The sequence below is a fragment of the Streptomyces sp. CA189 genome (genome assembly GCF_056428985.1).
The window spans coordinates 17,804-32,793 of sequence record NZ_JBWJVM010000088.1; the positions used below are offsets into that span (position 1 = coordinate 17,804).

Here is a 14,990-nt window from a genome sequence, read left to right on the forward strand (position 1 = left end):
CAGTCTAGGAGCGCCCGGAATCCTGGCGCTCCTCGCCCTCCGGGCGGCGGGCGAAGCGCCACAGGACGTGGGTGATCCGGAGGAGGAACACCGCCGCGGCCAGTGCGGCGCCCACCATCGCCAGGGTTCGGCCGGCGGCGGGGGAGAGGTCGAAGGCCAGGGCGGGGCCGTACAGCGCCGCGAAGGTGAGTCCGGCCGCGAAGGCGCCGCTGACGAAGGCGTACACGATCTCGATGGTGACCGCGTCCCGGTCGGTCTGACTGCGTCGTTCCATGCGCGCAGTCTCGCCGCGCGACCCGCACCACCACAAGGGTGCTCCCGGTGGCCCCAGAGGCCATAGGCCGGAGGTCAGATGCCGGCCGTGTCCACCCAGAGCCGGGCCAGTTCCGCATCGCCCGTCACGCCCGGTCCGGTGAGCGGCTGCCGGTTCCACAGTGCCGCGTAGAGCCAGGAGGCCTCGCCCGTCAGCGTGCAGTCGGCCTCCTCGCCGTACGCGTCCCCGCGCACCGTGCGCGCTGGCTCCTGGGACAGGTGTACGGTCCACACCGCGCCCGTGTCGGAGGCCCGTACCCGCATCACCCGCGGCTCCGCCGTCCGCACCCGGCTCTGCGGCCGCGCGTGGAACCCGGTCAGCAGCTCGTCCACCCCGTCCTCCGCGACGTCCGGGTCCACCGCCCCGAAGGGCACGCCCAGCGCGGCCTCCGCGTCCATCCGGTGCACAGTGGTCTCGTGCGCCTGGCGCCGCGCCCAGAAGGCCAGCGGCGAAGGCGGCGCGGTCGGCAGGAAGGTCCAGCACTGCGCATCGGCAGAGGTCCCGGTCAGCGTCCGCACCAGCGTGGCGTGGCCCTCGCGGAACCAGGCCAACAGTTCCGCGCCCACCAGCTCCGGCGCGTCCGGGAACGGCACCCGCTCGGTCAGGCCCTGCGCCACGTACCCGGTGGCCCAGCGGTGCACGGAGCCGGTGTGGCGCAGCAGATCGGCGACCCGCCACTGCGGACAGGTGGGCACCAGGGCGTCCGTACCGGCCCGTTCGGCGGTGGCGGCGAGCTGCTCGCCCTCGCGGGCCACGGTCTTCACATAGCTGATGATCTCCATGCCAGGAGTCTCGCAGCCGCCGCGGGGAGGCACAACGAACGAAGATGGAGGTCACGGAGGCGGTGCGGAGGAGGTGGCGGAAGCCATGGAGCACAGGGACGGCGAGCTCTTCCCGCGCGAGCTGTTCGCGCGGGAGCTCTTCCCGCGCGAGCGGACCGAGATCGTGCCCGGCGCCGTGCACGTGCCCGACTGGCTGGGGCCCGGGCGGCAGCGGGAGTTGGTGGCGGCCTGCCGGGGATGGGCCAGGCCGCCCGCCGGGCTGCGGACGGTGCGCACGCCGGGTGGGGGGACGATGAGCGCCCGGCAGGTGTGCCTGGGGCTGCACTGGTACCCGTACGGATACGCCTCCACCGCCGTCGACGGGGACGGTGCGCCGGTCAAGGCGATGCCCGACTGGCTCGCGCGGCTGGGGCGCGACGCCGTGTCCGCCGCGTACGGGCAGGCTCCGGATCCGGACCTTGCGTACGACATCGCCCTGGTCAACTTCTACGAGGGCGACTCCCGCATGGGCATGCACCGGGATGCCGAGGAGCGCTCCGAAGCCCCCGTGGTCTCGCTGAGCCTGGGTGATTCCTGCCTCTTCCGCTTCGGCAACACGGCCTCGCGCGGGCGTCCGTATCGGGACCTTGAGCTGCGCAGCGGGGATCTGTTCGTCTTCGGCGGGCCGGTCCGGCGGGCCTTTCACGGGGTGCCGAAAGTCCTGCCCGGCACCGCCCCGCAGGGCCTCGGACTGACCGGGCGGCTGAACATCACACTGCGGGTCGGCGGGCTCGGCTAGCAGGCGGCGTCCTCGACCCTCCGATCATGCGAGGATCGCTGTCATGAACGGCAACGGGGCCCCGCGGCGGGTGGGGGATGTGACCACGGTGTCCGCTGAGACGGACGGGACCGAAGGGACCGGCACGGTCGAGGGATCCGACAGGGCCGGACCCGCCGGAGCGTCCGCCGCGCCGACGGCATCCACGGGAGGGGCTTCAGCGTCTGCGGCGTCGGCCTCGTCTCCCTCGGCGGCCTCGGCAGCGGCAGCTGGCTCCGCGCGGACCAAGCTGGAGCGGGGCCGCGGCGCGCTCGGGCCGGCGCTGGAGCTCGTCCACACCGGCCGGGCCCCGACCCGCGCCGTCCTGACGGCCGAGCTCGGCGTCACCCGCGCCACCGCCGGCGCCGTCGCCGCCGAGCTGGAGGCGCTCGGCCTGATCCGCGTCGACTCCCGCCCCGGCGGGGCGGGCGGCACCCAGGGCCGCCCCTCGCACCGGCTCTCCGTGGACGAGAACGGCCCGGTGGCCCTGGCCGCCCAGGTGCACTCGGACGGCTTCCGGGCCGCCCTGGTCGGCCTCGGCGGCCGGATCGTCGCCACGGCTCCCGGGCGGGTGCCCGTGTCGGCCGACCCCGCGCAGGTGCTCGGCGCGGTGGTCGAAGCCGGGGCCGCGCTGCTCGCGCAGACCGGTCGGCGCTGCATCGGCGCCGGCCTCGCGGTGCCCTCGGCGGTCGCGGAGCCGGAGGGTACGGCGCTGAACCCGCTGCACCTGGCCTGGCCCGCCGGTTCCCCGGTCCGGGCCATCTTCGCCGACTGCGTGAAGGAGGCCGGCATCGACGGCCCCGCGCTGACCGGCAACGACGTGAACCTCGCCGCGCTCGCCGAGCACCGCCACGGCGCCGGCCGCAGCGCGCAGCACCTGCTGTGCGTGGCCACCGGGCACCGCGGGGTCGGCGGGGCGCTCGTCCTGGACGGCCGCCTGCACAGCGGGAGTTCGGGCCTGGCCCTGGAGGTCGGCCACCTCACCGTGAACCCGGAGGGGCGCGCCTGCCACTGCGGCAGCCGCGGCTGCCTCGACGTGGAGGCCGATCCGCTGGCCTTCCTGACCGCCGCCGGGCGCACCCCGGGCCCCGAGGTGTCCCTGCTCCAGCAGGCCCGCGACCTGCTCCGCGAGGAAGCCGCGGACCCGGGCGTGCGGGCGGCCGTCGAAGAGCTCATCGACCGGCTCGGCCTGGGCCTCGCGGGCCTGGTCAACATCCTGAACCCGGACCGGATCATCCTGGGCGGACTCCACCGGGAGCTGCTCTACGCCGACCCCGAGCGGCTGCGCGCGGTGGTCGCGGACCGCAGCCTGTGGGGGCGCAGCGGCGGCGTGCCGATCCTGCCGTGCACGCTCGACCACAACAGCCTGGTCGGCGCCGCCGAGCTGGCGTGGCAGCCGGTGCTGGACGACCCGCTCGGGACCCTGGGCACGGCGGCCTGACGGCTGGGGCGGCCCCTCCGGCCGTCCGCGGCGGCCGGAGGCTACCCGGGCCGGGCGCCGACCGAGGCGCTCACCGACAGGCCGGCGGAGACCGGCTCGGGGGGTGCGGCCACGGGCAGGGCCGGCGCGGGGTCCCGTACGGGCTTCTTCTCGGGCAGCGGCACCGGCACCGGCTTCTCGGCCAGGAGCACCGGGTGGCGCTCCGGCGCGGCCGGGCCGGGGGCGGCGCGCAGGGAGAACCACACCACCTTGCCGGGGCAGTCGTCCTGCCGCCGCGCACCCCAGGCCTCGCTGAGCGCCTCCACGAGCGCGAGCCCGCGTCCGGACGTCTCCAGGGCGTCGACCGGGCACGTGCCCGCGGGCCGGCCTGCCTCGGCGGCCTCGGCGGCGGCGGAGCCCCCGGGGTCCCGGAGCATCGGGAGGCGGGGGTCGCTGTCGTAGACGGAGACCGTCAGCCGACCGAGGCGGAGCTCGATCTCGACCGTGCAGGTCTTGTCCGGCTGAGCATGGCGGTGCACGTTGCTGAGCAGCTCTGTCACGCCGAGCGCAGCCCGGTCTATGAGCGGATCGAGCTGCCAGTGGCGCAGTTGCGCTGAAACGATTCGGCGGATCTGTCCGATCCGCAAGGGCAGGGCCTGCAGTTCGACGACGCAGTGCCTGCGGGAATGACTGATCACGGCTGCGACTCCCCGACATCAGTGTTACGGGTGCTGCACCCTCGGTGACGCCTCCCCAGGGTCACCCACTGTGGGCCGGTGTGCAACCGAACGCGATCGAAAGCGATTCGCATAGATACCCAAAGTGACCATTTGTGCAGGTGGGCGGGGTACATTTCGAAAGCGGGCGGTGCGGAGAAACGCCCGGCGCGCACTCGGGACCTCGGGAAGTACGAAGGAGCACGGCGCATGAGCACCACCACCGGTACGACCGCCACGACCGTCGACGTCGACCGCAGCGACGCGGACTACCGCGCTTGGCTGAAAGAGGCCGTCCGCAAGGTGCAGGCGGACGCGAACCGCTCCGCCGACACCCACCTGCTGCGCTTTCCGCTCCCGGAAGCCTGGGGCATCGACCTCTACCTCAAGGACGAGTCCACCCACCCGACGGGGTCCCTCAAGCACCGCCTCGCCCGCTCCCTGTTCCTCTACGCCCTCTGCAACGGCTGGATCCGCCCCGGCCGCCCCGTCATCGAGGCCTCGTCCGGCTCCACGGCCGTCTCGGAGGCGTACTTCGCCAAGCTGATCGGCGTCCCGTTCATCGCCGTCATGCCGCGGACGACGAGCCCCGAGAAGTGCCGGCTCATCGAGTTCCACGGCGGCGAATGCCACTTCGTCGACGACTCGATGAAGATGTACGAAGAGTCCGCGGAGCTCGCGGCCCGCACCAGCGGCCACTACATGGACCAGTTCACCTACGCGGAGCGGGCGACGGACTGGCGCGGCAACAACAACATCGCCGAATCGATGTACCAGCAGCTCCGGTTGGAGCGCTACCCCGAGCCCGCCTGGATCGTGGCCACGGCCGGCACCGGCGGCACCTCCGCGACGATCGCGCGCTACGTGCACTACATGCAGCACGACACCCGCATCTGCGTCCCGGACCCGGAGAACTCCTGTTTCTTCGACGGCTGGACCCGCAACGACCCGCACGCGACCAGCGACTGCGGCTCGCGCATCGAGGGCATCGGCCGGCCCCGGATGGAGCCGAGCTTCGTCCCCGGGGCCGTCGACCGGATGATGCGGGTCCCGGACGCCGCGAGCGTCGCGGCGTGCCGTGCGCTGGAGCGGGTGATCGGCCGCAAGGCGGGCGGTTCCACCGGTACCGGGGTGTGGAGCGCGCTGAAGATCATCTCGGAGATGGTGGCGGAGGGGCGCACGGGCAGCGTCGTGACGCTGCTCTGCGACGGGGGCGAGCGCTACCTGGACAAGTACTACTCCGACGCGTGGCTGGCGGAGCAGGGGCTCGACATCACCCCGTACGCGCGGACGCTCGACACCATGCTGGCGACCGGCGTGTGGAGCGAGCCCGTCGGCTGAAACGTTTTCCCTGGCCGGGACCGGGCCCGCTGGCTACGCTGTGCGGACTTCGGGGTGCGGCACGGGCGGGGAGCCATATGGCGGAGTTCACGGGTGACGGTACGCATGCGGGGGGCCAAGACGGGGGCGGCGACGGCTCGTTGGCCTGTCCCCGGTGCGGCCGGGAGGACCAGGTGCTCGGCGTGTCCGCCGCGTACCTGCGGGCCAAGGCCAAGCTGAGCGTGGAGAGCAAGGGCGGCGACGGCGACAACGTCACGACCCGCGAGGAGAACTCGGCGCTCGCCAAAGCCCTCGCGATCGCCCCGGACGAGCCGGACGACAGCGCCATGGGCTGCCTCGGGGCGCTCCTCGTCCTGGTGTCGATCGGCGCGTTCGTCTGGGGCGGGATCGCGGGGAAGTGGTTCGAGGGGGACACGGCACCGCGGTTCTACGGGGGCGGCGGCGACCTCCCCTTCGGAGTCGAGGACCCCACGACTTACCTGGGCTGGATCTCGGCGGCCTCGCTGCTCCTGGGGCCCCTCCTGCTGGCCCTGTCGGGCCGGGCCGTACGGGTCTGGCGCCGCCGGACCGAACCGGGCCGGGTGGCCGCGGACCGCGTCTGGGCGGACGGCTGGTACTGCGGCCGCTGCGGAACGGTCCACTTCGCCGGCGAACGGGCCATGAGCTTGCAGGAGTTCCGCACCCGGGTCTGGTCGGCGGGCGGCTACGGAGACCTGGCGGTGCGGCACCCGGCGGTCTGAACCGGTACGGGCCGTAGCGGCAACCCCGTAGGCGCGGCAGCGCCCACTGCGTACGCTGTGCGGACTTCGATCACGGCGCGGCCTCGGGGGGAACTATGGCGGGCATCGGGTACAACAGGCCGGAGCGGGACGGGCGGACGCGGGAGCAGGGCTCCCCGCAGCCCGCGCAGGCCCCGGTGGCGGACACCGGGTCGCTCTCCGTGTGTCCCGGCTGCGGCGGGGCCGACGAAGTGCGGGCGGTGCAGGCGGTGTTCCTGGAGGGGCACTGCAACGTCCGCGAGGAGACCGGTGTCGGCAGCGATCACCGGACGTACACCCGGGAAGTGGTCTCGCGCCTGGCCCGGGCTCTGGCGCCCACCCCGCCCACCCCGTCCGTCCAGGGGCGCGGCTGCCTGGGTGTGGTCCTGGTGCTCGTGTCGATCGGCACCTTTCTGGCCGGCTCCCTGGTCGGGCACTGGTTCGGGGCGGAGCCTGGGCCGGAGTATCCGTACCCGGGATGGAACGAGGCTTCCGGGCCGGAGGCGGACCTGCTCTTCCTCGGCGTGATCTCGGCGGTCGCGCTCCTGGGCGCCGTCTGCCTCTTCGTCGCGGTCGCCATGACCGTCCGGGCGTACCGCGCGAAGGTTCGGCCCGGCCTGGCCGCCGCCGAGCGGCTCTGGCTCCAGAGTTGGTACTGCGGGCGCTGCGCCAGAGTTCACTTTGACGGTGAAGGGGCGGCTCTGACCTTGCACGAGTTCCGCCTCCGGGTGTGGACTGCCGGAGGCTACGGCGACCTGGCCGAACGGTACCGGGGTGTCGACCGGATCGTCGGTATCCGCCCCGACGGCTCCTCCCGGCAGGACGCCCCTTGGTGATCCGCTACTGATCCGCTACTGGTCCGCCCCGCTCCGCAAGCCGCAGGTCCAGCGCGCGGACCGCCGAGCGGAAGGAGTGGCCGAGTCCCGGCCGGGCCGCGGCGACGGCGAAGCGGACGGCGGTCGGGCCGTCCACCGCGAAGGTCCACTGGACGTGGGTGCCGGAGCCGGAGGGGGCGAGGCGCCACTCCTCCAGCAGGGCCCGTATGCCGGGGGCGTTGGTCTCGTCGACCCGGTACGCGTAGCGCCGCTCCGGATCCGCGGCCATGATCGTCTCCTGGAAGCGCACCCCGCCCGCCAGCTTGACCTCGCGCCCGGCGCCGCCGTGGGTGGGCCGGGCCAGGGTGACGGCCCGGAACCAGCTCGGCCAGCCCTCCACCTCCTCGGCCAGCGCCCGGTACACGTGCTCGGGAGCCGCCGTGGTCCGGCCGGCGAAGACCAGGCGGGTGGGGGCGACCTCGATGAAGTCCAGTCCTACGGGGCGGAGTCGACGGGCCATGGCGGCACTCCCTCGGTTCGGCGGACGGCCGGCTGAGTCCGGTGGCATCCGGCGGGCTGTCACCTTAGCTGTCGGTCCGTCAGTTGTCCGCCGCGGGGTGGTCCGCCGTGGGGTTGTCCGGCGCGGTGTCGAACCCGTTTCGCGGACCGGGGCCCGGCCGGGACAATGCCGTACATGCTTATCAGAGCAGCGCACATCGACGAGCTGTCCCTCCTTCAGGACATCGAGCGGGCCTCCGGGGAATGCTTCCGGACCATCGGCATGCCGGAGATCGCCGACGACGAACCGCTTCCGCTGGAGGAACTCCTCGGCTACCGGCGGGCCGGACTGGCCTGGGTCGCGGCCGAGGGCGCCGGGTCGGGGAGCCCGGTCGGGTACCTCCTCGCCGACCGGGTCGACGGGAACCTCCACGTCGAGCAGGTGTCGGTGCACCCGGACAGCGCCCGCCGCCGCATCGGACGGTCCCTGCTGGAGCACCTCGCGGAGCGGGCCCGGGCGGAGGGCGCCACCGCGCTGACCCTCACGACCTTCACCGACGTACCGTGGAACGCCCCGTACTACGCCCGCTGCGGCTTCCGCACCCTGGACGACGGTGGCCTCGGCCCCGGCCTGCGGGACATCCGCGACCGCGAGGCCGTGCACGGGCTCGCCCGCTGGCCCCGGGTCTGCATGCGCCGGGACCTGTGAGGGGTGCCGGTACGCGTGCGGGCGAGTCCGGTCAGAGCTCCGGAAGGTCCGCCGGGTAGAGCAGGGTGAGATCGTCCTTGGTCGGCTCCGACAGCTGCGCGACCCGCCCCGCGTGCCGCTCGACCATCGACTCGAAGGTCTGGCGCGCGGTGCGGCCGTTGCCGAAGGCGGGCCCCCTGGGCAGATCGGTGAAGTAGGTCAGCAGGGCCTCGGAGGTCTTCTCGCCGAGCAGGTACTCGTGCTCCTCGGCCTGTTGCTCCACGATCCGCAGCAGCTCCTCGGGCCCGTAGTCCCCGAAGGTGATCGTCCGGGAGAAGCGGGAGGCCACCCCCGGGTTAACGGTGAGGAAGCGGTCCATCTCCGCCGTGTACCCGGCGACGATCACCACCACCGCGTCCCGGTGGTCCTCCATCAGCTTCACCAGCGTGTCGATCGCCTCGCGCCCGAAGTCGCGGCCGGAGTCCTCGGGCGCCAGCGCGTACGCCTCGTCGATGAACAGCACCCCGCCGCGCGCCCGGTCGAAGGCCTCCTGCGTGCGGATCGCGGTGGACCCGATGTGCTCGCCGACCAGGTCGACCCGGGACACCTCCACGAGGTGGCCGCGCTCCAGCACTCCGAGAGAGGCCAGGATCTCCCCGTACAGCCGGGCCACGGTGGTCTTGCCGGTACCGGGGGAGCCGGTGAAGACCAGGTGGCGGCGGACCGAGGCGGCCTTCAGCCCCGCCTGCTGCCGGCGCCGGCCCACCTCGATCATGTCGGTGAGCGCGCGGACCTCGCGTTTGACGCTGTCCAGTCCCACGAGCGCGTCCAGGTGTCCCAGCACCTCGACGGAACCGCGGGCCGTGGGCTGCCCCGTGGCGGCGGCCTCCGTCTCGTCGGCCGGCCGCTGGGCCGGCACCCGCTCGGCCGTGCCCGCCGCTACGGGGCTCGGCGCGGCCGATACCGTACGGATCCCCGTACGCTCCCCGGCCGCCGCCACCCCCGCGGCCGAGCCTGCGCCCACGCCGGAGGCGGACCGGGCGGCGAGGCGCGGTCCGGACTCGTCGCTCGTGCAGTCCTCGGCGACCGGGCCGTCCTCCGCGAACTCGTAGCCCCCGCGCGCGCAGCGCTCGGTGTGGCAGCGGTGCAGGGAGGTCCGGCAGCCGTCGATGACGTGGAAACCGAAGCCCGCGCTGCCCGTGACCCGGCACGCCGTGAAGGTTCCGCGCCCGCCCGCCGACACGTAGAAGCCGGCTTCGGCGGGGGAGCTGACCGTGCACCGCTCCAGTGTGGGATCCGCGCCCTTGGTGACGATCACCCCGGTCTGGACGGAGTCGATGGAGCAGTTGGCGAGGGTGCCGCCGCTGCCGTGGTCGCGGAACCAGGCCCCCGTGGCCGCCTCCCGGATCCGGCAGTCGTCCAGTTGGGCCGTCGCCCCGTCGCTCACCGAGACAGCGGTGTTGCGCACTTGGGAGATGTCGCTGTCCACGACGTCCACCCGCGAACCCCGGTCCAGCACGAACAGCGCGTCCGGTACGTCGTGCACCCGGCAGGAGTCCAGCGAGACCCCGGCCCCGTCGCTGATCCAGACGGCGGGGTAGTCGCCGGTGCTGTCGTGGATCTCGCAGGAGTCGGCGACGACGCGGGTGCCCGGATCCCACACCGAAAGGCCGTTGCGGCCGAAGCGGCGGACCGTGGTGCGGCTGAGCGTGAGCACGGACCGGGAGCGCAGGTCCACCGCGTTCTCCGGGATGTCGTGGATGTCGCAGCCGGCGAGCGTGAGGACCGCGTCCGTGTCGAGGGTGACCCCGTCGGCCGAGGTGCGGTGGACCGCGCAGTCGGTGAGGACGGCCGTGGCCCGCGCGGCGATCTGCACCCCGGCGCCCTTGATCTCGTAGACCTCGCAGCCCAGTGCCTCCAGGCCCGAACCGTCGCCGGTCACCGCGATGCCGGCGCCCGTGGCGTGGTGGATCCGGCAGCGCTCCAGCCGGGGGCGGCCGCCGCCGCGCACGGAGACCCCGGCCTGACCGGCGGCCACCACCTCGCAGTCGGCGAACACCCCGCCGCCGCCGTCCAGTACGGCGATCCCGATGCCGGCCGCGTTCTCCACCGTGCAGCGCCGGACCAGGGGCCGGGCACCGCTCCCGCGCACCTCGATGCCGGCCGCCGAGCGGGTGCTCACCCGCAGGTCGGTGAGCTCGGGAGAGCCGTCCTCGACGAGCAGTGCGGGCGCCGTGGGGTCCTGGCCCTCCAGATGGAGGTCCTGGATGACGGCCGAGGCGCGGACGGTCAGCGCGACCCCGTCGAGCGGTGCGATCCGCACCGAACCCAGCGAGCCCTCCGGGCCGCGCAGGGTCACGGCGTGGTGCAGCACCAGATTCTCCCGGTAGGTGCCCGGCGCGATGGACAGGACGTCGCCGTCGCCTGCCACGGCCAGCGCGGCGGTCAGCGTCGGATAATCACCGGAGCGGCGACGCCACCGCGAGGAACCGCCGTGCGTCACCTGGACCGTGCCCTGAGCCATGGTGCTGTCGTGCCCCCACCCTCGTGTTCCGTATGTCCGCCTGCTGATCGTCCGCGTGCCCGAACCGTCCGCGTGTCCGACCGTGCGCGCGCCCTGCCGTTCGGGGCCCGCGCCGCCGGACCGTCCGCCTCGATCGCCCGGCCGTTTCGACGGCCCCGATCGCAGCAGCCGCTCCGGCGCTCCACCGTAGCGCGCGCGGGGCCGGTGAGTTGCCAGGTCAGCTGCCCGCGTCCGCCCGGCCCCAGTCCGGTCCCGCGGCGGCCCAGGCGCGGTCCAGCCGGATGTACCGCCGATGCATGAGCCTTCGTACGACCAGGCGGCGAAGCGTCTCCACCAGTGCGGCGATGCCCAGGGCGGCCGCGAGCCCCGCCATGCCCGCGTGGAAACTGGCGGAGGAGGGGTCGAGGGGCTGTCCGACCAGCCGGCCGTGCGTATCGGTCCATATCCGGAACCGGTCGCCGGCACGCGGCGGTTCCTCCGCGGCCGGCACCGTGCCCTGGTGGTTGCTGCCGTCGGGCGCCGTCCACGCCGCGACGATCTGCGAACGCTGCGGGGCCTGGCGCTGCGCCGCCGGTTCGGCGGCCGCACCGAGAAGCGGATCCGGCGTCGGCCGGACCACCACCGCCGGTACGAGATGACGCTCTTCCCGCTGTTCGCGCGCGGCCCGCTGCAGCGTGCCGTCCACCCGCAGGCCGGCGGCCCAGCCGACGGCCGGAGCCACCAACAGGACGCACAGCAGCGCCGCGAAGGCCACCCAGGCCTCGAATAGATCTGTCTGGCGGCGCAGCGGATTGCGCCGCCAGCGCCACACTCCCATTGCTGTCCGCACGGTCCGGCTCCCCCTACTTGTGCCAGTCTGCGCCTGTCTGCCGTCCCAGCCTCCCGCATGCCCCGGCCACCCGCATTCCGGGACGCGCGAGACGTGTGTCACCCGATCCGGTGCTCACGTCCCGAATGTTCCAACGGGCTGGCGGTGGCGGTTGGTTCCAGGGTGACGCGAGAGCCCCTCGAAGGTGTCATTCCTGGTGGTCTCACCGGCCCTGGCGCGCCTACTCGGACGTGCTCGCGCTCGGAGGTGCTCACGCGCGGAGGTGCTCGCGCTCGGACGTGCTCACGCGAGGACGCGCACCTCGTCGCCGACCCGCAGCGTCCCCAGCCGCACCGGCACCAGCAGCCGCCCGAAGGCCAGCGACTTCCCGATCCGCCGGTGCCTGGCCAGCGTCTGGAGCGGCTCCTTGCCCCGCATGGCCGTCGTCTGGTCGGTGGTCGTCACGACACAGCGGCCGCACTCGCGCGCCCCGCGGAAGACGGCGTCGCCGATCGCGAGGCGCACCCAGCCGTCCTCGGCCCACGCCTCGGCTCCGGACACCACCACGTTCGGGCGGAACCGGTTCATCGGGAGGGGGCCCTCGTCGGGATGGCCGCCCCCGGCGATCAGCGCGTTGAGCGCGTCCAGCGAGGCGAGGGTGGTGATCAGCAGCGGATAGCCGTCGGCGAGGCTCACGGTCTCGCCGGGCAGCGCGTACGCGGGATCCACCGGCCGCCGTACGGCCGGGTCGTCCAGGTGCACCAGGCGCGCCGGTACGCCCAGGTACGCGGTGAACCAGTCGGCTGCGGCTCGCGCCGCCTCCACGGTCTCGATCTTCTTGCCGAAGAGCATCACCGGTTCCAGCGGACCCCGCCCCGGGACCTCCACCGTCAGATCCGCCATGCCCGGCGCCGAGACCTCGAACCCGCCGCCCCCCAGCGGACGGGCCCGCGCCAAGGCCAGCCTCGGCTGCTGGCGTTGGGTGATGACCGTGCCCTCCCCGTCCACCACCGCCCACCGGCGGTCACCGGACAGACCCCAGGGCTCCACGGCCACCTCGTCGGGTGCCGTCCCCGCCACCGATTTGACGGGATGGACGTGGAGCGACCGGACATGCAGTTTCACCATGGGGAAATACTGCCAGCCGCCCTCACGGACTCCGCGGCGACCTCGTCGGAGGGGGCCGGCCCGGCGCGGCGATCAGTAACCGCGTCCCTGCGGCTGGTACGGACGCCCGTACGGGTCCTCGAACGAGGCGGCCGGGACGGGCGCGGGCTGCGCCTGCATCGGACGCGGCGCGGCCGGACGCATGGCCTCGTACCCGGTGCTCGTGGCGACCGGGCGGGGCTGCTGCGGCTGGGGCTGCGGAACGTAACCCGTGCGGGCCGCGAACGGCTGCGGCTGCTGCGGAACGTACGGCACCGGCGCCTGCTGGAGCGGCATCGGCATCGACATGGGCTGCTGCATCGGCGGCATCTGCTGCATGGGCTGCATGTGCGGCATCTGCTGGGGCGCGGCCTGCTGCTGGTACGGGTACCCGTACGCCGGGGCGTTCTGCTGCTGTTGCGGCCGGGCGGGCGGCAGCGCTGCCGGCAGGGCGGGGAGCGCGGACGCGAGGGCCGGGAGGTACCCACCGCTCGAGTAGCCGGCGCTCGGCGAGTCGTAGGCGGCGGGGACGCGGATCGGGGCGATCTGCGGGGTACCGCGTTCGGCGACGAGGGAGTCGTAGATAGGGGTGTCCGGGAAGGAGGGCGCGGAGTAGTAACCGCCGCCATAAGTGGAGCGGGGGGAGGTCATGGACCTAAGTTAAGCCCACGACTTCACCGGGTCCATAGCGAGGTGCCGTCAACACCGCCCTGACCTGCATATTCGCAGGTCAGGGCCACAGGTTTCACTTCACGTTCACGTGCACGATTTGGTCACTTCCGCCCCATCTTGCTCCTACTCGTACTCACCCGTTGGCTGTTGCACGGATGATGCGCCGGTCTTGTGCTGATGAAGCGTCATAACCCCGTGACCTCGGATGACGTGAAGGAGAAGGACGGAGTCCGGTTTCAGGCGTCACTGGGGCGGGCATAGGTACGGCCTTTCCATGCCGCTCCGCGTCCGCGGTAGTGCTGCACGGCCGAGTCGACGGTCATCAGGAGGTAGAGCAGCGCGGTCAGCGGGAGGAGCGGGGCGAGGGCCGCGGGACGGCGGTAGTAGCGCAGCATCGGCAGGTAGGTGCCGGCCATCAGCAGCCAGGCCAGGCCGCCCGCCCAGGCGACGGCGGACCGGCCGGCAGCCAGACCGGCGAGGAGCGCGGCCGGCGGCACGAGGTAGACGAGGACCAGCCCGGCCACCGTGCCGGCCAGGACCGCGGGCCGGTGGCGCAGTTGCGCGTATGCGCTGCGCGAGACCATGCGCCACAGGTCCGCGAGGGAGTCGTACGGGCGCATGCTGTCCACCCGCTCCGCGAGGCCGAGCCAGATCCGTCCGCCGGTGCGCTGGACCGCCCGGGCGAGCGAGACGTCGTCGATGACGGCCTGCCGGATCGACTCCGGGATCCCGGCCCGCACGGCCGCCTCGGTGCGCAGCAGGACGCACCCGCCGGCGGCGGCCGCGGTGCGGGCGGCGGGGCGGTTGATCCAGCGGAAGGGGTAGAGCTGGGCGAAGAAGTACACGAAGGCCGGGACGATCAGTCGCTCCCAGCCGCTGACGGCACGCAGCCGGGCCATCTGGGAGACCAGGTCGAGATCGGCCGCCGTCGCGGCGCAGACCAGTTCGCGCAGGCTGTCGGGCTCGTGGGCGATGTCGGCGTCGGTGAGGAGGAGGTAGTCGGGGCCGGAGCCCGGGCCGGAGCCGGAGCCGGCGCGGGCGTGCGCGATGCCGTGGCGGAGTGCCCAGAGCTTGCCGGTCCAGCCCGCGCCCGGCTCGCCGGGGGAGAGGACGGTGAGGGGCAGCCCCGGCCGCGCGTCGGCGAGCCGCCGGGCGAGGGCGGCCGTGCCGTCCGTACTGCCGTCGTCGACCAGGATCACCTCGGCCTCGCCGGGATAGTCCTGCGCGAGCAACGAGGGCAGGCTGCGCGGCAGCACCTCGGCCTCGTCCCTGGCCGGAACCACGATCGCGACGGACGGCCAGCTCGCGGGGGCGTGCCGGGGTGGAAGGCGGGTGTCGGTCCGCCAGAACATGCCGTGGCCGAGGGTGAGCCAGAGCCAGACGGCGAGCGAGGCCAACGCGGCGACGAGGAGGTAACCCATCCCGGCAGTGTGCCGGGAGCGGCGCCGCGGGGGGTGGCGGGACACCCGGGGTTCGGCGGTCCGGGTCGAGGCGGGGGGTTGCTGCGCGGGGTCGCTGTGCGGCGGGGCGGGGAACGGCGGCGATGCCGGTCCCGGGGCCGGTTCACTGCCGGATGCGGGGCCACTCGTGGCGGGGCCGCTTCACGGTCGGCCGCGGGGCTGGCGGATTCCGGGCCGGGTGCGGCTGCCCGGCGGGCGGGGTGCCGCCTCAATGCCGGGTGTGGGGTGGCGAGGGGGTCCGGTGTGCGGGTGG

At 73.7% G+C, this 14,990-nt stretch carries 15 protein-coding genes; 6 read left to right on the top strand and 9 right to left on the bottom strand.

What is annotated here, in order from left to right:
• Nucleotides 1-4 precede the first annotated feature (4 nt).
• Both AC061S_RS38135 and AC061S_RS38140 read right to left on the bottom strand, forming a co-directional pair.
• Complete coding sequence (locus tag AC061S_RS38135; protein WP_478690454.1) at nt 5-274, bottom strand: DUF6332 family protein; 270 nt, start codon at nt 272-274, stop codon at nt 5-7.
• 74 nt (nt 275-348) lie between these two features.
• Entirely contained in the window at nt 349-1,095 is a 747-nt protein-coding gene (locus AC061S_RS38140; RefSeq protein WP_478690455.1) for a maleylpyruvate isomerase family mycothiol-dependent enzyme, read from the bottom strand.
• An 85-nt stretch (nt 1,096-1,180) separates the two neighbouring features.
• On the opposite strand from AC061S_RS38140, the gene AC061S_RS38145 reads away from it, so the two are divergent.
• Together AC061S_RS38145 and AC061S_RS38150 are read left to right on the top strand one after the other, a co-directional pair.
• A complete protein-coding gene (locus AC061S_RS38145; RefSeq protein WP_478690456.1) occupies nt 1,181-1,873 on the top strand; it encodes an alpha-ketoglutarate-dependent dioxygenase AlkB family protein in 693 nt (230 codons plus the stop codon).
• Between the two features lie 43 nt (nt 1,874-1,916).
• Nucleotides 1,917-3,332, top strand: coding sequence for an ROK family transcriptional regulator (locus tag AC061S_RS38150; RefSeq protein WP_478690457.1), 1,416 nt, complete (start codon nt 1,917-1,919; stop codon nt 3,330-3,332).
• 41 nt (nt 3,333-3,373) lie between these two features.
• Here AC061S_RS38150 and AC061S_RS38155 read toward each other — a convergent pair whose 3' ends face one another.
• Nucleotides 3,374-4,009 carry an ATP-binding protein gene (locus AC061S_RS38155; protein WP_478690458.1) on the bottom strand — a complete coding sequence of 212 codons (636 nt, stop codon included), beginning with the start codon at nt 4,007-4,009 and terminating at the stop codon, nt 3,374-3,376.
• A gap of 228 nt (nt 4,010-4,237) precedes the next feature.
• On the opposite strand from AC061S_RS38155, the gene cds1 reads away from it, so the two are divergent.
• The 3 genes from cds1 to AC061S_RS38170 all read left to right on the top strand — a co-directional run bounded on the left by cds1 (nt 4,238) and on the right by AC061S_RS38170 (nt 6,962).
• Nucleotides 4,238-5,368 (top strand): L-cysteine desulfhydrase Cds1, encoded by a 1,131-nt coding sequence (gene cds1, locus AC061S_RS38160; RefSeq protein ID WP_478690459.1) that lies wholly within the window; start codon nt 4,238-4,240, stop codon nt 5,366-5,368.
• A gap of 182 nt (nt 5,369-5,550) precedes the next feature.
• Nucleotides 5,551-6,108 carry a hypothetical protein gene (locus tag AC061S_RS38165; RefSeq protein WP_478690460.1) on the top strand — a complete coding sequence of 186 codons (558 nt, stop codon included), beginning with the start codon at nt 5,551-5,553 and terminating at the stop codon, nt 6,106-6,108.
• 95 nt (nt 6,109-6,203) lie between these two features.
• Nucleotides 6,204-6,962: a hypothetical protein gene (locus AC061S_RS38170; RefSeq protein WP_478690461.1), complete on the top strand. Its 759-nt coding sequence runs from the start codon at nt 6,204-6,206 to the stop codon at nt 6,960-6,962.
• A 4-nt stretch (nt 6,963-6,966) separates the two neighbouring features.
• On the opposite strand, the gene AC061S_RS38175 is transcribed toward AC061S_RS38170, so the two are convergent.
• Entirely contained in the window at nt 6,967-7,461 is a 495-nt protein-coding gene (locus tag AC061S_RS38175) for an SRPBCC family protein (protein ID WP_478690462.1), read from the bottom strand.
• Between the two features lie 174 nt (nt 7,462-7,635).
• Here AC061S_RS38175 and AC061S_RS38180 point away from each other — a divergent pair, with 174 nt between their 5' ends.
• Entirely contained in the window at nt 7,636-8,148 is a 513-nt protein-coding gene (locus AC061S_RS38180) for a GNAT family N-acetyltransferase (protein ID WP_478690463.1), read from the top strand.
• 31 nt (nt 8,149-8,179) lie between these two features.
• Here the strand turns inward: AC061S_RS38180 and AC061S_RS38185 are convergent, their stop codons facing one another.
• The 5 genes from AC061S_RS38185 to AC061S_RS38205 form a co-directional block, all read right to left on the bottom strand.
• Nucleotides 8,180-10,651, bottom strand: coding sequence for a right-handed parallel beta-helix repeat-containing protein (locus AC061S_RS38185; protein WP_478690464.1), 2,472 nt, complete (start codon nt 10,649-10,651; stop codon nt 8,180-8,182).
• Between the two features lie 217 nt (nt 10,652-10,868).
• Complete coding sequence (locus tag AC061S_RS38190; protein ID WP_478690465.1) at nt 10,869-11,480, bottom strand: Rv1733c family protein; 612 nt, start codon at nt 11,478-11,480, stop codon at nt 10,869-10,871.
• Between the two features lie 282 nt (nt 11,481-11,762).
• Complete coding sequence (locus tag AC061S_RS38195; RefSeq protein WP_478690466.1) at nt 11,763-12,587, bottom strand: MOSC domain-containing protein; 825 nt, start codon at nt 12,585-12,587, stop codon at nt 11,763-11,765.
• 72 nt (nt 12,588-12,659) lie between these two features.
• Nucleotides 12,660-13,256, bottom strand: a complete 597-nt coding sequence (locus AC061S_RS38200; protein ID WP_478690467.1) for a DUF6643 family protein — start codon at nt 13,254-13,256, stop codon at nt 12,660-12,662.
• A 257-nt stretch (nt 13,257-13,513) separates the two neighbouring features.
• A complete protein-coding gene (locus tag AC061S_RS38205) occupies nt 13,514-14,698 on the bottom strand; it encodes a glycosyltransferase (RefSeq protein ID WP_478690468.1) in 1,185 nt (394 codons plus the stop codon).
• Nucleotides 14,699-14,990 lie beyond the last annotated feature (292 nt).